At 46.3% G+C, this 22,902-nt stretch carries 19 protein-coding genes; 10 read left to right on the top strand and 9 right to left on the bottom strand.

All coding sequences use genetic code 11. The features are described from left to right. Window positions 1-6: 6 nt before the first annotated feature. The 4 genes from rpmF (at window position 7) to EXU57_RS07970 (ending at window position 2,860) form a co-directional block, all read left to right on the top strand. Complete coding sequence (gene rpmF, locus EXU57_RS07985) at window positions 7-201, top strand: 50S ribosomal protein L32 (RefSeq protein ID WP_133267654.1); 195 nt, start codon at window positions 7-9, stop codon at window positions 199-201. A 30-nt stretch (window positions 202-231) separates the two neighbouring features. Next, a complete protein-coding gene (gene plsX, locus EXU57_RS07980) occupies window positions 232-1,164 on the top strand; it encodes a phosphate acyltransferase PlsX (protein WP_133267653.1) in 933 nt (310 codons plus the stop codon). 405 nt (window positions 1,165-1,569) lie between these two features. Further along, entirely contained in the window at window positions 1,570-2,442 is an 873-nt protein-coding gene (locus EXU57_RS07975) for a transglutaminase family protein (RefSeq protein WP_133267652.1), read from the top strand. An 85-nt stretch (window positions 2,443-2,527) separates the two neighbouring features. Next, the gene (locus EXU57_RS07970; RefSeq protein WP_207955420.1) at window positions 2,528-2,860 is read left to right on the top strand and encodes a DUF4870 domain-containing protein; all 333 of its coding nucleotides are present in this window, start codon (window positions 2,528-2,530) and stop codon (window positions 2,858-2,860) included. Window positions 2,861-2,955: 95 nt separating this feature from the next. On the opposite strand, the gene EXU57_RS07965 is transcribed toward EXU57_RS07970, so the two are convergent. Beyond that, complete coding sequence (locus EXU57_RS07965) at window positions 2,956-3,366, bottom strand: OsmC family protein (protein ID WP_133267650.1); 411 nt, start codon at window positions 3,364-3,366, stop codon at window positions 2,956-2,958. Window positions 3,367-3,403: 37 nt separating this feature from the next. Between EXU57_RS07965 and EXU57_RS07960 the strand changes: the two genes are divergently transcribed. The 5 genes from EXU57_RS07960 (at window position 3,404) to EXU57_RS07940 (ending at window position 10,560) form a co-directional block, all read left to right on the top strand. Next, a complete protein-coding gene (locus EXU57_RS07960; protein WP_133267649.1) occupies window positions 3,404-3,733 on the top strand; it encodes a tRNA-binding protein in 330 nt (109 codons plus the stop codon). Continuing rightward, window positions 3,733-4,227 carry a methylated-DNA--[protein]-cysteine S-methyltransferase gene (locus tag EXU57_RS07955; RefSeq protein ID WP_133267648.1) on the top strand — a complete coding sequence of 165 codons (495 nt, stop codon included), beginning with the start codon at window positions 3,733-3,735 and terminating at the stop codon, window positions 4,225-4,227. Before EXU57_RS07960 ends, EXU57_RS07955 begins: the two co-directional genes overlap by 1 nt. 174 nt (window positions 4,228-4,401) lie before the next feature. Beyond that, window positions 4,402-5,436 (top strand): ferredoxin--NADP reductase, encoded by a 1,035-nt coding sequence (locus EXU57_RS07950; RefSeq protein WP_133267647.1) that lies wholly within the window; start codon window positions 4,402-4,404, stop codon window positions 5,434-5,436. Window positions 5,437-5,738: 302 nt separating this feature from the next. Beyond that, window positions 5,739-8,222, top strand: coding sequence for a DUF5703 domain-containing protein (locus EXU57_RS07945; protein ID WP_243745545.1), 2,484 nt, complete (start codon window positions 5,739-5,741; stop codon window positions 8,220-8,222). 310 nt (window positions 8,223-8,532) lie between these two features. After that, complete coding sequence (locus tag EXU57_RS07940; RefSeq protein WP_133267646.1) at window positions 8,533-10,560, top strand: glycoside hydrolase family 127 protein; 2,028 nt, start codon at window positions 8,533-8,535, stop codon at window positions 10,558-10,560. 467 nt (window positions 10,561-11,027) lie between these two features. Here EXU57_RS07940 and EXU57_RS07935 read toward each other — a convergent pair whose 3' ends face one another. From EXU57_RS07935 to EXU57_RS07915, 5 genes are all read right to left on the bottom strand, one after another. After that, complete coding sequence (locus EXU57_RS07935; protein WP_133267645.1) at window positions 11,028-11,432, bottom strand: DoxX family protein; 405 nt, start codon at window positions 11,430-11,432, stop codon at window positions 11,028-11,030. Between the two features lie 57 nt (window positions 11,433-11,489). Next, window positions 11,490-14,924: a glycosyl hydrolase gene (locus EXU57_RS07930; protein ID WP_133267644.1), complete on the bottom strand. Its 3,435-nt coding sequence runs from the start codon at window positions 14,922-14,924 to the stop codon at window positions 11,490-11,492. A gap of 85 nt (window positions 14,925-15,009) precedes the next feature. Continuing rightward, on the bottom strand, window positions 15,010-16,332 hold the full coding sequence (gene fucP / locus EXU57_RS07925) for an L-fucose:H+ symporter permease (RefSeq protein ID WP_133267643.1): 1,323 nt from the start codon (window positions 16,330-16,332) through the stop codon (window positions 15,010-15,012). 362 nt (window positions 16,333-16,694) lie between these two features. Continuing rightward, window positions 16,695-17,168, bottom strand: coding sequence for a MaoC family dehydratase (locus EXU57_RS07920; RefSeq protein ID WP_133267642.1), 474 nt, complete (start codon window positions 17,166-17,168; stop codon window positions 16,695-16,697). Between the two features lie 117 nt (window positions 17,169-17,285). Beyond that, window positions 17,286-18,425 carry a Gfo/Idh/MocA family protein gene (locus EXU57_RS07915; protein WP_243745544.1) on the bottom strand — a complete coding sequence of 380 codons (1,140 nt, stop codon included), beginning with the start codon at window positions 18,423-18,425 and terminating at the stop codon, window positions 17,286-17,288. 243 nt (window positions 18,426-18,668) lie between these two features. Between EXU57_RS07915 and EXU57_RS07910 the strand changes: the two genes are divergently transcribed. Beyond that, the gene (locus EXU57_RS07910; protein ID WP_133267641.1) at window positions 18,669-19,577 is read left to right on the top strand and encodes an AraC family transcriptional regulator; all 909 of its coding nucleotides are present in this window, start codon (window positions 18,669-18,671) and stop codon (window positions 19,575-19,577) included. A 66-nt stretch (window positions 19,578-19,643) separates the two neighbouring features. Here the strand turns inward: EXU57_RS07910 and EXU57_RS07905 are convergent, their stop codons facing one another. From EXU57_RS07905 to EXU57_RS07895, 3 genes are all read right to left on the bottom strand, one after another. Next, window positions 19,644-20,513: an amidohydrolase family protein gene (locus EXU57_RS07905; protein WP_133267640.1), complete on the bottom strand. Its 870-nt coding sequence runs from the start codon at window positions 20,511-20,513 to the stop codon at window positions 19,644-19,646. 88 nt (window positions 20,514-20,601) lie between these two features. After that, entirely contained in the window at window positions 20,602-21,747 is a 1,146-nt protein-coding gene (locus EXU57_RS07900; RefSeq protein WP_133267639.1) for a CaiB/BaiF CoA transferase family protein, read from the bottom strand. Window positions 21,748-21,749: 2 nt separating this feature from the next. Further along, a complete protein-coding gene (locus EXU57_RS07895) occupies window positions 21,750-22,901 on the bottom strand; it encodes a CaiB/BaiF CoA transferase family protein (RefSeq protein WP_133267638.1) in 1,152 nt (383 codons plus the stop codon). Window position 22,902 lies beyond the last annotated feature (1 nt).

Raw genomic sequence — 22,902 nt, 5'->3', positions numbered from 1 at the left:
TGATTTATGCCTAATCCTAAACGGAGACACTCGCAACAACGGAGTGCAAAAAGAAGAACCCATTATAAAGCTGAACCGGTAACGTTGAGTAAAGACAGCACTACCGGAGAGTTGCACGCTCGCCATCGCGCACACGTTAGCGAAGGTAAACTGTTCTACAAAGGAAAAGTTGTAGCAGAGAAGGCTCCTTTGAAAGCTTAACCTCGGTTCTTTATATAATTCTAGCCGGACATGAATATTGGTATAGACATGATGGGAGGCGACTTTGCACCGCTGGAAGCGGTGAAAGGTTTGCAACTTTACTTGTCTAAATCAGTACGTCCGGCTAATCTATTTTGTATTGGCGACGAAGCAGTTCTAACTCCCCTCCTACCTTCCGGTTTTCCTGCCCGGATTGTGCATGCGCCCCAGGTCATCGATATGCACGAGCATCCTACAAAGGCGCTGAAAGAAAAGCAACAATCTTCCATTGCCATCGGTTTTCATTTGCTGGCTACTGGTAAAATCGACGCTTTCGTTAGTGCCGGTAACACGGGTGCAATGCTGGTCGGCGCACTTTTTAGCATAAAAGCTGTCCCGGGTGTTTTACGCCCAACCATTTCCACAATACTTCCGAAGCTCAATGGCGGAACGGGTATGCTGCTCGACGTTGGATTGAATACCGATTGTAAGCCTGAAAACCTGAACCAATTTGCCATCCTCGGAAGCTTATATGCAAAAACGATCCTCGGAATTGCAGATCCAAAAGTAGGTTTGCTTAATGTGGGCGAAGAGGAAGGCAAAGGCAATATCCTCTGCCAGGCTGCATACCCGTTGCTTAAAGAAAATGATCGTATCCGTTTTGTGGGCAATATCGAAGGTCGCGACCTGCTTTTTGATAAGGCGGACGTTATTGTTTGCGATGGGTTTAGTGGCAACATCATTCTAAAGTTTGCCGAAAGCATGTACGACATTGCCCAGGCCAGAAACGTGCATACAGACGATTACCTTTCGCGTTTTCACTACGAAAAAGTTGGGGGCACACCCGTGTTAGGAGTCGCCAAACCTGTTATTATCGGACACGGCATCAGCAATGCGACAGCATTCTGCAATATGTTTTCGATGGCTGAAAAGATGGTAGAGTCTGATCTATGCGGCGAAATCGCCCGTAGTTTTCATGCCTAGCTGGTCCGGACCCTTTCTATTCACGTTGCAATACCTTGTGGACTGATGTGAACAAACCCCCTACCCCCCTGCTATTTACTACCACCCGCAATACCTTGCTCTTCTCAATCAGCCCTTAGTTTACTTTCGGTGAACCAGCACTAAACGCTTTCTCTGCGCCTTGAGTTTGTTACCTAGGTTTTGACACTAAATGGTAAACTTTTTGCTAAGGTGTAAGTGAGTTTAGCTTCCGGATTTGCAGCTTACGATTTCCTGACAACCATGCATCGTTAGTAAAGAAATCCACATCAATAGAATAACTTCTTCTTTGACTTTTAGCAAACATTAACTTAGTTTGAAGTACGGGCTAAGATTATTGACAACGGTAAATAGTAAATCGAAAACAGAACTACTACGCTCATCTTTATGCAGGAAACAAGAGAAATATCAGCTTTATTTACATTGATTGACGACCCCGACCAGGAGGTATTCAGTACGGTTTCAAACCGTATTGTCGACTATGGCCGAGGTATCATTCCTAACCTGGAGAACCTTTGGGAAAACACGCCAAGTGAAGAGGTACAGGAGCGGATAGAAATGCTGATACATAAACTCCATTATAACGACCTGCAGAACGACTTTACGCAATGGAAGAACAATCCCTATCACGACTTGCTTTTCGGTTCTTTGCTGGTAGCTAAATTTCAATATCCCGAACTTGCGACCGCCCCGGTGCTGCAGGAACTTGAAAGAATACGTCGGAATGTGTGGCTTGAGTTGAACAGTTTCCTAACCTCGCTCGAACAGGCAAACGTCATCTCAAGTATTGTTTACAACTACTATAACCTTAAAGGGGTGGAAGTTGGCTACAAAAATCCTGACGACTTTTTTATACATAAGGTAATCGAAAGTAAAAAAGGTAATGCGCTAAGCAATGGTATCCTGTACCTGTTGTTATGCGAATTGCTCGACATAAATGTGAAGGCTATCAATATTCCCAAACAATTTATCCTTGCCTTCTTTCACAACGACTTTGACCAACACGACAAAAACAGTAATCCACAGGAAAAAATTCACTTTTACATTGATGCGATAAGCGGCCAGATCTTTACGCATAAGGATATCGAGTCTTATTTTAAGCGTATATCTGTTCCTCCTGTACCCTTCTACTTCAAACCGATGTCGCACAAGCGAATCATACAAACACAACTTGAGGAGCTGGCCAAGTGTTTTGCTAATCCAAAGAATCAGTACAAGTACGATGAGCTGATGGAACTTAGCAAGTTGCTTGATGAATAGCGGTAAAGGCTTTTCCAGCCTTCTTTGATTTATCGGAACGGGTTATTATCTTAACGGTAACCTCTAAACCTTTAAATCATATATCATGGATCAAAAAACCATTGCCTGGCTAAGCTACATCACCATTATAGGCTGGATCGTTGCCCTTGTCAATTACAACAGTTCGGCAGTAAAAAGTTCACTTGCCCGCTTTCATCTGCGGCAAACACTTGGCCTGTTTCTCACGGGAATGGCCTTATATATTCTCCAGTTTAGCCTTTTCTTTATATTTCCGCTTGCTGCTTTCTTCATCCCATTATTAGCTATTGTTTTAATGGTATTTTGGATACTTGGCCTTGTTGCCGCAGTAAATGGTGAAGAAAAGCCCGTTCCATTTTTGGGCGATTTGTACCAGAAAACATTAACGTTCGTAAACTAATTTTTACGAAGAAGCCACCGCGAAAACGGTGGCTTCTTTATTAAAAACTATTGAGGATTTTTCATCCGTAAATAAACGGTATAGCACTTTGTTGTTTATGCTAGCGATGCTTCCATGGTAATCTCCATATTATAAGCTTTGCTTACCGGGCAATTTGCTTTTGCATCATCTGCGCTGGCCTGGAACTGCTCAGGCGTAATGCCAGGCACCTTTGCTTTAACAGTCAGGTGTGAGCTGGTGATAACACCATCTTCAAGACTGATTGCACAATTGGTTTCAATGTTTTCAGGAGTAAAGCCTGCAGCTCCGAGTACGAAGCTGAGCTTCATGGTAAAACAACCTGCATGGGCAGCAGCCATTAGTTCTTCGGGATTGGTTCCCACACCCTGTTCAAATCTTGATTTATACGAATATTGCGTCTCTTTAAGAACTGAACTTTGACTGGTCAGGTGGCCACTTCCTTCTTTGCCTGAACCATTCCATACAGCAGTTGCTTGTCTTTTCATAATGATTATTTTTAAGTTTGGATAAAATTAATCGTTTATGTTAACATGGGAAGATTTTGAAAAGGTTGATATGCGTACCGGTACGATCCTCGAAGCAAAAATGTTTGAAAAAGCAAAGAAGCCGTCTTACCAACTCGTGATTGACTTTGGCCCACTCGGCATAAAACGGTCGTCGGCACAAATAACCAAACACTACCTTCCCGAAGAGCTTACCGGCAGGCAGGTTGTTGCAGTAGTAAATTTTCCACCTAAACAAATTGCCAACTTCTTCAGCGAATGCCTTGTGCTGGGTGTATACGATGAAGTTAATGATGTAATTTTATTGGCACCGGGCAAGCCTGTATCAAACGGGCAAAAAGTGGGATAATGAACGACGTTTACCATACTTATTACAGGTCGCCACTGGGCATTTTAAAAATATGCGCCACTACGCAATACATCACGGAGATCACTTTCATCGACGACGAAACCAACCTTGAGCCTGCTTCCGAAATTACACCATTGCTCGCCGCTGCAGTTGAGCAGTTGATTGAATACTTTAACGGCGAACGTCGTTTTTTTGATATCGCCGTTCACCAAAACGGGACGGTGTTTCAATCGCGTGTTTGGAACGAACTCATCGGCATCCAGTTTGGAAAAACAATCAGCTATATGGATCTGGCCAAAAAGCTGGGTGACCCAAAAGCGATCAGGGCTGCTGCCTCCACGAATGGTAAAAACCAGCTTTGTATCGTTGTTCCTTGCCATCGGGTAATTGGCACCGATCGTGGGCTCGTGGGTTATGCAGGTGGCTTATGGCGAAAGAAGTGGCTGTTAAGTCATGAAAACAAAATCGCCAACGGGGTTCAAACCCTGTTCTAGCTTGAGCCCGGCAACAGCCATCGCTGCTTAAGTTTGTTAGAGAAATGTGGTTTACACTCGTGTAGTGCGAAGCCACGTTAAAAAATCAAATCACATGCAAGACCGTCATAAACTGGCTCACTTATCTGAGGCTAGCGATACATTTTTTTCTACGATTTACAAACTGACCAACCCTTGATAGAAGACCTCCAAGTACGTATTACAGCAATCAAGCAAAATACAGGCGACAGCAAATCATTTTACCTTGAGCCACTTACGGGTGCGCTAACCTACAAAGCCGGTCAGTTCATCACGTTCATGCTCGAGATCGATGGCAAAGAGGTACGCCGTTCTTACTCTTTCAGCTCAACCCCCGGTATCGACCCGGTTCCGTTTGTCACCATCAAGCGTATACAAAACGGTTACATCAGCAGGCACCTATTCGACCATGCACAGGAGGGTGACGTCCTGGATGTGCTTCCTCCCGGTGGCCGGTTTGTGCTTGAGGAAACAGGCACGGCTCACCAGTTTTTCATAGCAGCGGGCACTGGTATAACCCCAATTTTTTCACTAATCAAATCAGTCCTTCATCACCACCATTCAAAGGTTACATTGGTGAACCAAAACACCGACGAACATAGAAGCATGTTCCGGAACGAATTGCTTTTGCTAAAGCAGCAGTATCCAAATCGCTTCACGCTTGTCGAACTTTTCAGCCAGCCATTGAATGAAGCTATCGCTCCGCGTAGGCTGAACAATTGGGTTGTTGAGCAGTTGTTGCAGCAATACGCCGGCACCACCCCGGTGCACTTCTACCTTTGCGGGCCAATAGCGTTTATGCAAATGGTTTATATTACCCTTCGCTTCATAGGCTATGTTGATGACCAGGTAAGCCGCGAGAACTTTACCGTAAGTGCAGTACCGCCCCCACCATTGATGACCGATGTAACGCCAAAGACGGTTGGTGTGCACCTGAAAAATGAGTACTTCAGGTTTCCTGTCGCATACCCCCAAAACATTTTACAGGCAGCACTAATGCATGGGGTTGTATTACCCTACAGTTGCCGTGGGGGCAGGTGTAGTACCTGTGCAGCGATCTGCAAAACCGGCCGCGTAAAAATGAGTATCAACGAGGTGCTCACCGAAAGGGACCTGCGGAAAGGCCTGGTATTAACCTGCGTTGCTTTTGCCGAAACAGACGTTGAACTTGATTTTAATCTCCATCTGTAAACCAGTACACAGGCTGCTGTATGGCGATTCTACTTGACTTACCCCTGTTTCGCTTCTACCCACCCGGTGTTTCAATCCCTTCGCAGGATTACTTTCAGGCAGTTAACGCTTGTTGTACATCTACGAAATGCAATCTTTTCACAAGTGCCAAAAACGATATTTGCTTTACTTTACAGCCGGTAACCGTTTGAGCTAAATTCGGCATTTGGCTTAGTGTGCTAATCCAACTCCCGAACACCCTATTATTCAGTTTATCATAACATACGACTCACAACGATCCGTTCATAAAAAAGCTACCGATCTTGAAGATTTTTTTTATGGTACCAGCGATGGACCAATGTGGCACATCGTTGCCACGCTCGGTTCAAAGGCAGTTTTCCATGGCATCGCTGGTCTTTGGTTCAATCAACTTTCTTTGTTTACTGGCAACCCCTGTCGCTATAGCATTTTCGCCGAAGCACCGCCATGGCTGCCGCCCAGCCCTTATAGTGTTGCTCGCTTTTTTTTGCGCTTCAAATTTATCGGCACAACCGGTGGGTATTGCCAACAATAATATTGCATGGACAAGTCAGAGCAGCAACTCAGGATCGTCGATGCCATGTGGTGGTGGCGACGTGGGCTTAAACGTATGGACGGAAAATGGCGACATTCTTTTTTACATCGGCAGAAGCGGATCATTTGATGAGCATAATACCTTGCTAAAACATGGTCGTGTGCGGCTCAGCCTTTCGCCAAATCCATTTAGTAAAGATTTCAGGCAGGAGCTCACCTTGCAGGATGGTCGCGTGAAGATTTCCGGTAACGACAATGCACTTCGTACCGAAGTCACTTTATGGGTTGATGTATTTAAGCCGGTCATTCATGTTGCTGTAAACAGCAGCCGGCCAGTACAGGCAAGGGCGACTTTTGAAAGCTGGCGTTATCGCGACAGACCAGTTAAAGGCAGGGCTAACAATGGCACTTCCTATAAATGGGCACCCCAGGGTGAAATAATTACTTACAAGGACAGCATTAACTTTATAGCTAATGGCATTGAATTCTACCATCGCAACAGGCCCCAATCGATCTTCAACGTTACTGTGAAACAACAAGGGCTGGACAGCATTAGCCACCGCCTGTTTAACCCGCTTCGCGACCTTACTATAGGCGGCCGCATAGAAGGCCGCGGCATGAAGCCCGCCGGTATTGCAGAAGGCAAATACCTCGATACCGACTTCAAAGGCTGGAGTCTTCAAAGTTCACGGGCAAGCCGTACACATGAGCTTACTGTTTACCTGCATACCGCGCAGGCACCTGGTCAACAGATGTGGAAACAGGGCCTTGACTCTTTGATTAAACAGGCCAACAAAACAGCAGCAACGGCATCCAAGCAAAGTATAAATTGGTGGCAAAACTTCTGGAACCGCAGCTTTATTTTTATTCAACCGGGAGAGCGTGCCGACTCGTCGGCTGCATGGCAGGTTGGACGGAACTACCAGCTGATGCGCTATATGCTTGGTTGTAATCTTACGGGTTCTTACCCCACAAAGTCGAACGGTGGATTGTTCACCTACGACCCCGCTCAAACAGATTCAGCATTGGCTTTTACACCAGATTACAGAACATGGGGTGGTGGAACATTTACCGCGCAAAATCAACGGCTGGTTTATTTTCCGATGCTTAAGAGTGGGGACCTCGACCTCATGAAACCGCAGTTCGACTTTTACAACAGCATATTGCGCAATGCTGAATTTCGAACAGCCGCTTACTGGGGCCACAAGGGGGCTTCTTTTTCTGAACAAATGGAAAACTTTGGCCTGCCAAATCCCTCGGAGTATGGCTGGAAACGCCCGGCAGATTACGACAGGGGAATGGAATACAATGCCTGGCTCGAATACGAATGGGATACCGTACTGGAGTTTTGCTGGATGATCCTTGAGACTCGACGTTATGGAGGCAAGGACATTAGCCAGTACCTTTCGCTGATAAAAAGTTCACTCCTTTTTTTTGACGAACACTACCAGTACCTCGCAAAAAACCGCGGCAGCAAAAACCTTGATGGGAATGGACAGCTGGTAATATATCCGGGTTCCGCAGCGGAAACATACAAGATGGCCTACAATCCAAGCTCTACGGTTAGTGGACTTAAAACAGTATTGACCGGTTTGCTTTCGCTTGAAGGGAGTTACCTCGATAGCACCGAGCGCAAGTATTTCAGCGCAATGTTATCGCGTATACCACCCATCAGCTTTGCAACATTTGGTGGCAAGACAACGATCGCGCCGGCACGTTTATGGGAACGAATAAACAATACCGAGTCGCCGCAGCTCTACCCGGTATTTCCGTGGGGCATTTACGGTGTCGGCAAGCCCGGCCTCGACACCGCCCGCAATACTTACCTGTATGATACAAACGTGGTAAAATTCAAGAGTCATGTAGGGTGGAAACAGGATAACATCTTTGCGGCAAGACTTGGCCTTACCGAAGAAGCAGTTCGACTCAATACGCTTAAGTTGAAAAACTCCGGCAGGCGGTTTCCCGCCTTTTGGGGTCCGGGTTACGATTGGACACCCGATCAAAACTGGGGCGGCGCAGGAATGATTGGCTTACAGGAAATGTTGCTGCAAACCGATGGCAAAAGAATCATGCTTTTTCCTGCATGGCCTAAAGAATGGGATGTTCACTTTAAACTACATGCACCATACAACACCACTGTTGAAGCAAGCTTAAAACAAGGCAAGATTGAGTGGATGAAAGTGCTGCCGAAAGAGCGGGAACAGGACGTACTTAACTTATACTTAAATTAGCTTTTTAGTATTTGTTTGTGTCGGCTATGGTAAATTGTTTAGGATATTCGTACCCTGCTAGGTGCGTGGTTGTTTCCAGCTAAATATTATTACCAGGCATCCTGCTAAACAACCCAAACTGGTGTTTTCTCCATTAAACTAACCAGCTTTCAATAAAGTAAGAAGCTTGTTGCTGGTTGCTCACTAAGGTGCCCAATGGTTTGCCTTTGAACTGAGCCCGTCCGAATGGCAGGCCGGGCGGACCTGGCAAGGAAGTCGCCACCAAGTGGTAGGCCGGTAACCAAAAAGAAGTTTATTGACCATGTTACATATGAAACTAAGTACTACGATTGCCCTTTCCGTTGGTTTGCTTGCGTGCATGCCTGCACTTGCCCAAACGAAGTCGCTTGTAAATACCTCGGCCAGCACCCATGCCCGGCTTAGCAGCGTAAACATGCAGGACGTAAAATGGACGAAAGGCTTTTGGGCTGACCGGTTTGAAGTTTGCAAAACGTCGATGGTTCCAAACATGTGGAACATCTACAACGATCCAAAGATCAGTCATGCTTTTAAAAATTTTGAAATAGCTGCGGGCATTGATACGGGTTCGCACAAGGGTCCATCGTTTCACGATGGTGATTACTACAAAACACTTGAGGCAATGGCGAGCTTGTATGCATCCACGAAAGATCCAAAGCTTGATCAAATGATGGATAAAGCCATTGCAACAATTGCCAAAGTTCAGCGTGAAGATGGTTATATCTATACCAAGTCGACCATTGAACAAATGAAAACCGGCAAGAAAAGGCAGTTTGACGACCGGCTAAGTTTTGAGGCTTATAATATCGGGCACCTGATGACCGCCGCCTGTGTTCACTATCGTGCAACGGGCAAAACCAACCTGTTGGATGTGGCTAAAAAAGCTACTGAATACCTTTACAACTTCTACCAAAACACTTCACCTGAAATTGCGCGCAACGCGATATGTCCCTCGCATTATATGGGCATCATCGAAATGTATCGTACCACGAAAGAACCCAAGTATGTTGAGCTGGCCAAAAAGCTGATTGACATTCGTGGGGTTGCCCCCGGAACAGATGACAACTCTGACCGCTACAAATTTCGCGACATGAAAGAGGTGGTTGGACATGCCGTAAGGGCAAACTACCTTTTTGCAGGTGCCGCGGATCTTTATGCCGAAAATGGCGACACATCGCTGTTGAATACCTTAAACCGGATGTGGGATGATGTGGTTAACCACAAGATGTATATCACCGGTGGCTGTGGTGCACTGTATGATGGCGTATCTAATGATGGTACATCGTATAACCCCGACAACGTTGAGAAATTACACCAGGCTTATGGCCGCGACTACCAGTTACCCAACCTTACGGCACATAATGAAACCTGCGCAAACATTGGTAATGTATTGTGGAACTGGCGTATGCTTAAACTTACCGGCGAAGCACGTTATGCAGATGTGATGGAACTTGCGTTGTACAACAGCGTGCTTTCTGGTATAAGTCTCGATGGCACCAAATTTCTTTATACCAATCCACTTGCGTATTCCGAAGAGTCACCCACAATACAGCGGTGGTCAAAAGAGCGGGTACCATATATCGGCCTTTCAAATTGTTGCCCGCCAAACGTTGTTCGTACCGTTGCTGAAGTAAATAACTACGCTTACAGTCTTTCAGACGAAGGTGTTTGGCTGAACCTTTATGGTGGCAGCACTTTAAACACCAACCTTAAAGATGGCAGCCCCGTTGCACTTACACAGGTTACCAATTACCCCTGGGACGGCAATATTGTAATTAATATAGAGAAGGCACCTGCGCAATCCTTTGCGTTTATGCTTCGCATACCAGGATGGGCAAAGGGCGCTAAACTAATGGTCAATGGCAAGCCTTTTCAAACGGGTCTTGAACCAGGTACTTACGCCTCGGTGAAGCGTACCTGGAAGGCCGGCGACAAGGTTGAGCTGGTATTACCCATGAAAGCTTCGTTGATTGAAGCAAATCCTATGGTTGAAGAAACCCGCAACCAGGTGGCGGTGAAAAGAGGGCCAATTGTGTACTGCCTTGAAGCGGTTGACATACCGAAGGACACCAAAGTATTCGACCTTGGGATTGCTGCGAAAACCAATTTTCAACCTAAGCTGGTTAAAATCGCCAATAGTGATGTTATGATATTGGAAGGCAAGGCAAAGGTGATCGGTCAGAAAGACTGGAAGGGAACCTTATACAAAGAAGTTTCCGACAAAGATCCTGTTGAAGTACCGGTTAAACTTGTACCGTATTATGCCTGGGGCAATCGTGCCTTCGGTGATATGTCGGTTTGGCTAAGACTGAGCCGATGAGGAGAGGAAAGAAGTTAAGAGTTAGGAATTGAGAATTATGAGTCGCTTGAATTATGATGAATGTTGTATTTTATATGTTGAATGGAGAAAGTGATGAGTGATGAGAGTTGAGTGATGGGACGTGAAGGTTTTGTCGTTTCGACGAGGAAATCGCTTGAATTATGTTGAATGTTGTATGTTATATGTTGAATGAAAAAATGATGCGGGGAAAGAAGTTGAGAGTTATGCGTTAAGAATTATGAGTAATTCAAGCTATGTTCAATGTTATATGTTGAATGCAGAACTAAGTGATAAGTGATGGGACTTGAACTTTTTGTCGTTCTGAGGAAGGAGGAGTCGCTTGGATTATGTTGAGTGTTGTATGTTAAATGTTTAATGGGTTTGTGCTATGTTGATTGTAGCTAAATACGAGATGTGATCGGCGTGGACTTTTTACTTTTTACTTTTGACTTTTGACATTTGACTTTTTACTTCCGCAATCTTACATGCGTATACGCCCACCATATTAAAAGTGCCTGCAGGGGCAGTCGAAGTATGGCGATCCAGGCGGCCGGGTGTTGTTCCCGGGTATAGTTTAACATCATCTGGACGTTAGCCGGGAATACTGCAATCAACAACACGATGATACCAACCGCTGCAAACCTCCTGGTTGCTGGCAAAAGCAGTAGGACACCAAGCCCGACTTCCACAATTCCACTAATAATTACAAGTTGATGATGCCAGTGTAACCATGGTGGCATTATGCTTACGTAGACCTTTGGGTTGATGAAATGGTTTACCCCGGCTGCTGTATATAGTACCGCCATGGCATACAGGGACCATCTTTTAAGCGGGGTTGTTTTGTTTGTTTCATTAAGTTGACCAGCTGTCATACACCTATTACAGATCAGTGCGGCATGAGTTCATTGAAACCGGACAGTAGAATTGCTCTAGCGGGAGATCTCCAATTGTACAGGGCCGAACAAACCGGCTTCTAACAATGGTTTGCCTTCGAGCCGGTAAGGTGATTCGGTTTGCGTGACGCGTTTATTTTCCGGCAAGTCATGATCACCCATTAGGCGATTTGCCCAGGTATTCACCACATCGATTCGAACTGTATTGATTCCCTTCTTCAGTGCTTTTGTGATATCAACTTTAAAGGGCGGTGTCCAGGCAGTACCGCAAAAAATATTATTTACATATACATCGGCGATGTTTGCAACTTTTCCTACGTTAAGCCATGTTCTTGAAGCACTGATGTTGGCGTTGAAAGTATTGTGATAGGTGGCGGTACCCGAGTAATTGCGAATTGCTGGATCGTTGTGTTTCGACCAATCTGAAAGCTGATCAAAAACAACCTGCTGAGCCGGACCGCCTAACCCCGCATCAAACTTCACCTTCCAGCTTCCGTTGATTACCTGCGCAACAGACGATTGTGGCCAGTTGTTCTTGTTTACCGACGACAATGCTTTGACAGGTTCGCGAAAAACAACAAACAGGGATCCATTCGCTTCAAGCTTTACCGGCAGTGATGTTCTTCCATTAGCGATCTTCCATGAACCTGCTTCGTAAATGTCTCCGGATACCGGATCGAAGATTTCCGGCTTACGGCCACTAACCCGAAGAGAAAGGTTGACCAACTTTGAAACGCTATCCTGGTTTGAGATGAAATAGATGTCTACACCGGGAGCAAAGCGATGTGTCCATGCGAGACCGGTTACGATCGTATCAGCCTGCGTAGCTATAAAGTCTTTGGCTATTCCCATGGCACTGAAATCCGCCTGGTTAAACACACCTGCAAACAACTTACCCTTACCCACGTTTTTGCCCCCTGCTCCAGCTTGCTGCATTAGTTCTGCGATGGTCTTTAAAGGTTGATCGCCGGCAGGCAGATCTTTTGCGCCAGCAATCATATCCGGTGAGTGGTTGATGATGATGTTTGCACCATCATTGAGCATCTTAAGGAGTTTGTTAGCTATGGGAACACTCATTACCGATCCATTTGGATTTAGCCTCGTAATACCTGGTAACACTAAAACACCATAGCTTCCACCAGTGCTTATTATTCTTCCATTTGTTACTCTTGTGTGGTTCAACAAAACATCGGGATTGTAGGAGTCGTAAGCATATCCACGCATCGGATCTATCCAGTTTTCAGGGTCAGCCATGTTAGCGGAATGTACGACCCCTTGTGGAAGGGTACGCAACGGCTCACCCCTATTGGCTAGCCGTTCTTGTTCCTTTTCAACGGTGCCTTTGCCGAATATACCTGGCAGGGCAGCAACCAGCCGATCCGGAAGTACCGAACGCAAGGGGTACTCTTCACCGGAGAAAACGGCGACATCCGCTGCGGGGCGGCCAAACTGTAGCAAGGCCTGGCAGCGTTTTGCGTAATCGACCCAGGCTTTTGCCTGTTTCCACCAGGTTTGATCCCTTTGAATGTAAAGTCCTATGGCGTCAAGGGTCATACCTGGCTTGCGGTTTAACCACGGATTGTGCGTAAACACGTGGTATACCAGCTTGTTAATTCCCAATGCATAGTTGCGGTCCGCAATGGTTTTCAACATGCCCGGATGTTCATCCCATGACATTCGTAATTCGGTGAACGCTTCTGCCTGGATGATGTTTTTGCCATAGATGTGGGCACCCGAAATTGCATCCATCATATCATTTGGCTTATCATGGGTTGGACTGCGTAACCAGAATTCGCCCATTGGTATGTCAACGTGTTTATAATGCAGCATTCCGTCGCTAACCATGGTTGGTGCAACGCTTTCTGCGGTAAAAGTCACCCCCTTTTCGCGGGCAAGTTTTGCAAGGGTTACATAAAAGTTTTCGGCAACGAGTTCAGCAATGGTACGCCTGACGTCGTATAATACACCTTCCGAAAATGCTGCTGATTCTATTGGAAGGCCGGTCAAAACCGGCAGGTAAGGCAGCAGGTCGTAGCCCCGACGTTTTTGAAAGGCATCGCGAAATACGGGCGACCAGTTCTGGCTACCGCATTCCCAACTGTCGACATGAAATACCTTCAGGACAGCAGCCGTGAGATCAGCAGGAACCTTTTCGAACACCTGCCCATACCAGCCGTTGAACTGGGTGCGAATGGCACGTTCATCAAACTTATCACATTCAAGTCCCTTTCCTCCGCCGCCGGTATCGTTACGATGACCCGTTGAGGTATGCCCAATCCTAAGGATCGTCCATTTACCAGCTGGAAGGGTCCAGTTCAGCCGGCCTGATTTATCCATTTTACCCGTCAGGTTCACGATCTTGTTTAATGGGAGACACAGCGCTGCTGGTAACTCCCTGTCTGTCGACCTTTTACTTACCCGCCATACTTCACCATTCTTACCTTCATACTGATGTATGCGGGGTTCCGCAGAAAGCTCGATACCGGTAAGTTTGAATGAAGGTTTCCATTTAGCGGCATCCAGGTCTTCAGACCCGGGTTCAGACCCGGTTTTATCGTAAGTAAAACGGAAAAACCTGGCTGTAACCGCTGGTATCGAATGGGTATAATTGGCATCCCAATCCTGCCAGCCATGCCTCGGCGGATCAAGCCTGCCGAGAGAACGATAGTTGATTCCATCATCGCTGACTTCGATCAACATCCGGTTAACCTGGTAATTGTTGCGACTTCTGATAATGATGGTCCGGCAGGTAAACGGCCGGTCAAAAGCATATTGTATCCAACCTTTATCATCAGCGTTGTAAGTACGGGTATTGGCCGGATCGGCGAGCTGTTGCAATGCACTATCCGGCTTGCTGCCCGTAATGATGGGCTTAGTCGTCCGGGTAGATGCAACGGTTCCTTCCTGGGTGGGATAAGCATAAACAGCTATATCCTCGTAATAACTTTCTATTGTTTCAGGCTGTTCTAAAACGATGTCGTTTGTTCCGGCGGCAACTTGCTTCGTTGACCAAACAATTTTTTGCATCGACATTGCGGGGGTGATCCATGGCCCGCCTGCAAGAGCAAACCCATCACTGACATGCATACCGATTTCGATACCCAATCTCTTGGCGTCCTTCATAGCATGACTAACCATATTCCACCATTCGGGGGATAGCTGCCTGACCGCCGGCGTTATCAACGGCGGAGTAAGTGTATCCTTGATGGGCATGAGGTAGGCGCCGCCTATTCCGGCCTGCTTCATTGCCTCGAGATCGGCAGTGATCCCTTCTGCTGTTACAGCCCCGTTCATCCAATACCAAAACACCCATGGACTGGCAGACTTGCCCGGGTTTTTAAATTGCTGGTCCAATGAAGCGCCCCCGGGAGTTTTACCAACTGTTTGCGCAGTTGAGGAAAAGACCTGCAAACAAAAGATAAGCAGCCAATACCCGGATAGTCTGAGAAAGAATAAAACACAAGCTCTCATGAAATCGATTTAAGTTTCAGCTGCGTATTACAGCACAGGCATGGTCCATTTTACCCATTAAGGAACCATATAAGACATCGGACAACTATTGCAGTTCCAGTTGTTTTTCGTGTTCACGAACCTTGTAGCCGCTCAAACCAAAATAGATAATCACCAAAAAACAAACGAGGGGAACAATATAGCCCACCTGGATCTTGTCGCCGTTCATGTCGATAATAGTGCCCATGATGTAGGGGAATATCGCACCACCAACAATCGACATTACGAGCAGTGACGACCCGATCTTGGTGTCGGCACCCAACTCTTCGATCCCCAGTGAGAAGATGGTTGGGAACATGATCGACATAAAAAATCCAAGTCCACCAAGTGAATAGATGACATAATCTCCTTTACCTAAAATCGCCAACAGGCAAAGTAGGGTTGCTATTACCGCGTATATGGTAAGCAACCGTTGTGAAGAGACATACTTGAGAAAAAATGTTCCAATGAAACGACCAACCATAAACAGTAAGCCGTATACCCCGAGGTAATAGCCGGCGGTTTTTTCATCGATGCCCCCACCCTGCTTTGCCATGCGGATAAAAAAACTGGTTACACATACCTGCGCACCAACATAGGCAAATTGGGCGATAACGGCCCATGTGAGGTGCCGGTGGCGAAATGCCCGTAGAAACTCAGCAGGGCGAGCCACTTTGGTATCGTCCCTGACTTCGGGGAAGCGGAAAAAGTAGAACATTACCGCAACCAACAACAGAACCGCCCCAAGTATAATATATGGCAACTTTACTGCTGATGCTTCGGTTTGTAGGTAAGCAATGCGTTCAGTTGTTGGCATAGCCGCAAGTTCGGCCGTCGTATGCTCAACCCCTGAAAGGATAAACGCTGTTCCGATTACGGGAGCGATAAAAGCAGCCAGTCCGTTAAAGGAAGCTGCAAGGTTAAGCCGGGTGCTTGCACCTTCGGGAGAACCCAGGATAGCTGCATAGGGGTTAGCAGCTGTTTCGAGCATAGCAAGCCCGCAGCCAATTACAAAAAGTGCAACCAGAAACAACTCGTAGCTGCGGTTGTTTGCAGCTGGTACAAAAAGGAAGGCACCAACAGCAAATACCAGCAGGCCGGTAATGATGCCGCTTTTGTATCCCCATCGTTTAAGGTACATGCCGGCAGGAATAGCCATAATGAAATAGGCAAAGAAAACGGAGGTGTCTACCAATGTAGACTGCCGGTTATTGAGCTCACATGCTTTCTTGAGATGTGGAATTAATATAGAGTCGAAGTTGTGTGCCATTCCCCAAAGAAAAAAGAGGCTTGTAACGAGGATAAAGGGAACAAGAAAACGTTTTTGTGAGCCCGCAGCGTTGTTGAAATTGGTTGGCTGGGCTACAGATTCAATGGGAAGTTGGGCCATGGAGGGGAGTTGTGTTGAATAATGTATGTTGTATGTTGGATGGTGAGTTTAGCACCGCAGATCGAAGCGGAAGTGTTATGTTGGATGTTTCATATTGATGTTTAGGGAAGCAAAAGTTATGAGTTATAGTTTTAGCCTGCAGACACGCTCAAGTTATGCTGAATGTTAGCTACCGGAAAAATAATGTTCAATGCAGGATAACGAATCCCGAAGGAAGTTTCAGGTAGAAAGTAATAGCTAAGGGCATTAGATACCGGGCGGGCAGCCCATCCATTGCCAGCTTCTGATTCTACTTTCCTTGCTTTGCTTTATCATCATCGGAACCCCGCTAACATTTAGTTTTTAATTTGACTTTTTACTTACTACTTAGGACTGTCTCCGTTTGAATTACTCTCCGGCTTTCGTTTGGCGAGCAAGATGTGGTCACATACCAATACCACCTCACCATGTTGATTAATGATGTCGACGTGCTCGATAACGGTTCCGTATTCCGGCTTCTTTGAGTCTGTTTTTTCAGCTATGGTTACAACAGCATGTATGGTATCCCCGATAAATACCGGCTTTACAAAGCGCAGGCGATCGTAACCTTTAGAGAATGCTTCAGGATTTATTTCTGATGCAGTAAGCCCGATACCGATGCTGAATATCATGGTTCCGTGAGCGATTCGCTGTTTGAAGGGCTGGGTTTTGCACCACTCTGCATCCATATGATGCGGAAAGAAGTCGCCGGTGTGGCCGGCATGAACAACAAAATCAGTTTCAGTGATTGTACGCCCGAGCGTAACCCGCTTACTTTCCGCAATATAGTCCTCGAAGAAAATTGACTTGAAATACATTTTTGTAACGCTGAACTATGAATGATGAATTATGTTGAATGTTGTATGAAGCGAAAGAGGTAAACTATATGAACTGCGTGTTCAACAGTGCAGCTTTTTAATTTTACATTTTTCATTTTACATTTTTACACCCCCGATGTCGCTCGATTTGTATGCTGCTTCCACAACAGCCATTGTTTTCACCACGTCTTCCACGCTCGTAGGCAGTACGTCGGAAGAGCCTTCTTTAAATCGCATCAGGCTCGACATGGTACCAATAAACGCATCGGGAAACCATGATCCCTCAAGTTCCATCGTCTTCCATTCGCGACCCTCTTCCAAAAGGCAATATTCGAAATGATCCGGAACCCCATGCGGATAGTCCATCAGCAATCCCATCTTCGCCTTAATCGCACCCCTGGTACCCTCCCACTTGATATAGCTTTCCTGGTTTTTAGCACCAAAGTCATGATCGTGATTGGTGTTAATAACCGCATGCATCGTGTTGCCATAATCAAACAGAATGGTCGAGCGGGAAGAGGAAAGTTCTTTTGCAGGATGGCGAAGGGTTTTTGCCATAACACTGGCGGGTTCACCCAGGAATGAACGCACGAGGTCGATATAATGGATACTGTGGTATTGAATTTCAAGTCGCGGATGAATGATTACATGCGGGAAGATTTCCCAGGGTGTATTGATGGTAACCCGCACTTCCATATCGTACAAGTCGCCGATTAATCCCTGGCTTACAAGATAACGCGCAGCGGATACATAGGGGGCAAACCTAAGCTGGCAGTTGATTGCTGCGACAAGCTTTTTCTCCCTGCATACCTCCAGTATTTCCCGGGTTTGCCAGAAGTAATCACCCATCGGTTTTTGTATAAGTACGGCACTGCCATCGGGCAGTAAGCGCAGGGTTTCAACAAACTGTTCCGGCATTATGGTAAGGTCGTATACCGTGTTCGGTTGTGAACTGGCAACCGCTTCCGCAACACTATCGTATACATTAGGTATACCAAATTCTTCCGCCACCTTTACTGCCCTTGCTCTTGTGCGATTGGTAATTCCGCTTACCTCGAATCCCGCTTTGCGGTAAGCAGGAAGGTGTGCATCGCGAACGATGCCGCCAGCACCAATGATCACAATGGGCATCCGGGTGTCAGGTAAGATTGGTTTGTAGGGTATTTCCATATTGTTATCGCTAACCTTGTTTATCGCTGCTCCAAATTCCTTACCTAAACAGGAGCTGGTAAAAGTGAACTGATGGTTGCAGCACATTCGCCTGAAAAGTTGCCTCTGAAAAGCACACTTTATCTAAACTGTCACCTGTTGTAATCCTGTATTCCCCTGGTAAAAACCAGTTTTTAAGAATGGTATTCTTCGGCACCGGATATTTGCAACCGTGCCGCCTGCTTTATTAACAAACTTTATCGACAACAGCGCCCGCTACATGCTTTAGAATAGATACATTCAACATATCGTTTTAAGCAGTAAATACGTATTGCAAGAACTGTTTACCATATGCAACAAACTATAAAAGAAGGCTCCTATAAAAACATTTGGCATGGCCTTGGCCGCCAGCGGATCGAGATCCCGAAGTCCGTACTGAAGTCAAGCGTGTACAATAAACGCCTGTTGAGCCAGTTTTATATTTGCAGCCTTGGTTATTACCCGCAGGCTAAAGATCATTTTACTTATCGTAAAAAAGGCTTGCCCGAAAACTTCCTGTTTTACTGTGTTGATGGCCAGGGATGGTATAAAATAGGTGAAAACAAGTACACCGTTAATCCCAATGAATTTTTTATCCTTCCGCAGAATATCGAACATGCTTATGGCAGCGATGAGAACAATCCATGGTCGATCTACTGGATCCATTTTGGCGGTGAACTACTGCCCTACTTTAACCAGTCGAAAGCGGTGCAAACACACTACAAGCCTTTTCACATCCGGAGCTCCGACGAAATAGTATCGCAATTCTCAAAGATCTATCGCACCCTTGAACTTGGCTACAGTATCGACAACCTGTTGTTTGCAAACATGTGCCTGACCTATTTTCTTACGCTTTTCATCTTCAACGCAAAACATTATAAAACAAACCCTGCAGACAAAATTCACTGTATCGATAGCGCGATCCTTTATATGCAGGATAACATTCACCAGAACCTTACGCTAAACGAGCTCTGCTCACACTATAACTATTCCGCTTCGCGTTTTTCAAGCCTTTTTAAACAAAAGACCGGCTATGCTCCGATTGACTATTTTATACAGATGAAGATGCAAAAGGCAACCCAGCTACTTGATTTTACCGATCGTTCAATCAAGGATATTGCGCTGACCTTTGGTTTTGATGATCCTTATTATTTTTCCAGGCGTTTTAGTAAGATCATTGGTATGTCGCCAAAAAAATACCGCTCCATTAACAAAGATTAACCCAGGCAAACAATATCAAGACTTTCGTTATTAAAGTGCTACCGTAGCAACTTTGTACTTCCTATATCACAAAGCAGGCCTGGAGTCTAACTGGTAGAAAGCAGCTGCATTGTTGTAATAAATCTTTTGCCGTTGCTCACCATCACACAAGGAATTGATTACACTTTTGTAGTGATCCCAGGTGCGAACATAATCTCCGGCCAGTAGACTTACCGGCCAGTTGCTACCGCAAAACAACCGGTTCTCACCAAAGTGTTCTAAAGCAAAGGCGATATAAGGTTCAATAACCGAGGTTGACCAATACGGGTTCTTTGCCGTATTTCCATGCCCCGATATTTTTCCATAGAACTGCGGGTGTTTAGCCGCTTCCTGCATGAGTTCGCCCCATTCGCCAAACCGTTCACCTGTTGCAATGGGTGGTTGATTCAGGTGATTGAACACCATTTTAAGTTCGGGCACTTTTTCAGCAACAACCAGGGCCGTTCTGATATGACTTGTGAGCACCCCAACAAAATCGAAAGGCAGGTTATGATCTGCAAGCAATTGCAGGCTCTCTAAAACCGTGGGCTGGAGCAACCACTCAGGGTCGGCTTCGTCGTGAATAAGATGGCGCACACTTTTAAAATAAGGATTGTCCAGGTATTCATTGTTTAAAGCTTCTTCAGTTGCTTCGGGATCGGTGAGGGGTACCCAACCCACAACCCCGTTGATCCATGGGGTATGTGCAGCAACCTCCAGCATCCATTCAGTCTCTTCCATGTTGTTTGCGGCCTGCACCAACACACCTTCACTAACACGCGCAGCTTTTCGTTCCTGCTCGATCTCTTCAATGTGATAACTCCTGCCTAAGATCGAAATATCGTTCCTTAGCCATGAATATTCCGCCCGCTTGAAATTCCAAACATGAAGATGTGTGTCGACGAGTCGTTCCGGCATGCAATCGTTATTTAAACAAGGCAAATAAAACTCCTTTCCTGCAAACGCAAAAAAGTTTCATCTTACCTGGCAGGGCAGATGCATATAGCTAGTTAATAGAGAACTGTTTTTCAATCGGCCCATTGTGTTCACCAAGCGACGGCGCACCCACCGGTGAGGTCAACAAGGCGCCATCCACCCGGATCGGGCACCGGGTAGTAGTGACTGTTAAACCATTAGTCGTTTGTACCTCCAGTTCCATATTCAGCACCTTATAGCCCTCATGAGCTGTTAGGTGATCATAATCCATGACAGCCGCACACCAGATATCAGCCGGCTCAAGAATGGAGAGCCAGTGAGCGGTTGTTGCTGTAGCCAGGTGTTCCGCCAGCTTGGTTTTAATTTCATCACGTTTATCAAACCAGCCAAAGCTATCCGTATACCCGCTTAGTGCATCACAGCTTATCAGGTTTGCAAGGGTAACTATATTACCCATGGCAAGAGCAAGGTAGCCATCCCCGGTTTTGTAAATACCATATGGAGCGGGGATATAGGCGTGACCGTTGTTTACCGAACTGCGCACAGGTAACTCGTTACCATCGTTGAAAAAACAGGTCAGTAATTCAAACTGGAAGTCAATGATACTTTCAAACATACTCACCTGCACCAAGGCTCCCTCCCCGGTAACAGCGCGTTTATACAACGATGCAAGTATACCCTGTGCCACATGCGCGCCGGCAAGAATGTCAACCACTGCAACACCCATTGGTGTTGGCGTATCGCTGTCGTTATTGCTCAGCCACGACAGGCCTGATGCAGACTGCAACAAGAGGTCCTGTCCGGGTAGATCTTTCCATGGGCCCTCATTGCCGTAACCACTCACTTCGGCGTACACAAGCGAAGGATTCCCCGGTTTTAATGTTTCGTAGTCAAGGCCAAGGCGTTTCATTACACCCGGGCGGAAATTGTGTATCACCACATCTGCTTTAGAGATCAGTTGCTTTACTCTAGCAACATCGTCGCTGTTTTTCAGGTCGGCAGCATAGCTCTGCTTGTTGCGGTTGATGGCATGGAAAATAGTCGACTCCCCTTCGACCATTACGTCGGAAACGTAAAGTTCACGGCAGATATCCCCGGTACCCGGCTTCTCAATTTTGATGACCTGTGCACCCATATCCGCCAGCCGGAGTGCGGCTGATGGTCCTGACAGGAATTGGCTGAAATCAACGACAACAATATCTTCGAGTAAGTTCATGTTCAAGCTTTTTGGAGTAGGCCCTCTTTGATTTTTTTGTTGTGTTCACCCAACTGTGGTGCAGGTACGCTTGAAAAAAGCCGTTCGCCGTTGATGCGTATCGGACAGCGGGTGGTAACAATTTTCCTGCCCTCAGCGGTGATAATTTCCTGCTGCATCTGCAGGCTCTGGTAAGCAGGATGTTCCATCATTTGCGACCAGTTTAATACACCCATTGCCCATATACCTGAGCCTACCAGCTTTTCAAGCCAGGTATCCGAGGGCTTTGTCACCAGGTGTTGGGTTAGGATCTCTTTGATTTCATCGCGGCGGCTGAAAGCTTCATCCTGGGTAAAAACTTTTAAGGGCTCACATTCAAGTGCGTGAGCCAACTTTTGAATATTAACCATTGCGATCGCAATGAAGTTATCGCTGGTTGCATATAAGCCATAAGGTGCACTCAATAAGGGATGACCATTGCTGATAAAACTTCTTTTAGGCACCTGCCGGTTTGCGTAATAGGTGGTTAGTAATTCAAACTGGAAGTCGAGCAAAGACTCCATAAGGCTTACTTCGATATAGGCACCAACTTCCCTTTTGTGGCGCCGGATTGAAGCGCCGAGTATTCCCTGAACGAGGTGTGCACCACAGATGATATCGGCAATGGCAACCCCAAAGGGCACAGGGTCGTCGTGTTCATTACCACTTGTATAAACCAGGCCTGACATGGATTGCAGCAGGAGATCCTGGCCAGGGCGATCTTTCCAGGGCCCCTCTTTTCCATAACCGGTAATCTCGGCATAGATAATCTTTGGATTGATCTCTTTTGCCCCCTGGTAGTGGAGGCCGACCTTATCCATTACACCGGGACGGAAGTTGTGTGTGATCACATCTGCTTCCTTAATGAGCTCGCGTATCATTGCAAGGTCGGCAGGGTTTTTCAAGTCGGCAGCAAAGCTTTCTTTATTGCGATTGATGGTGTGAAACAAGAGGCTGCTACCATCATCTGCCCAGAGGTTTTTTATCGATAGCTGACGGCAGGCATCGCCGCCTTTTGGACGTTCAATTTTAATTACCCTTGCACCCATATCGGCAAGACGTAAGCCCGCCGATGGCCCTGAGAGGTATTGGCTGAACTCCAAAACGGTTATGCCCTGCAGCGGTAGATTGTTCATA

The sequence above is a fragment of the Segetibacter sp. 3557_3 genome (assembly GCF_004354985.1).
In the GTDB taxonomy this organism is placed as follows: domain Bacteria; phylum Bacteroidota; class Bacteroidia; order Chitinophagales; family Chitinophagaceae; genus Segetibacter.
This window is presented reverse-complemented; position numbering and strand designations above follow the sequence as displayed.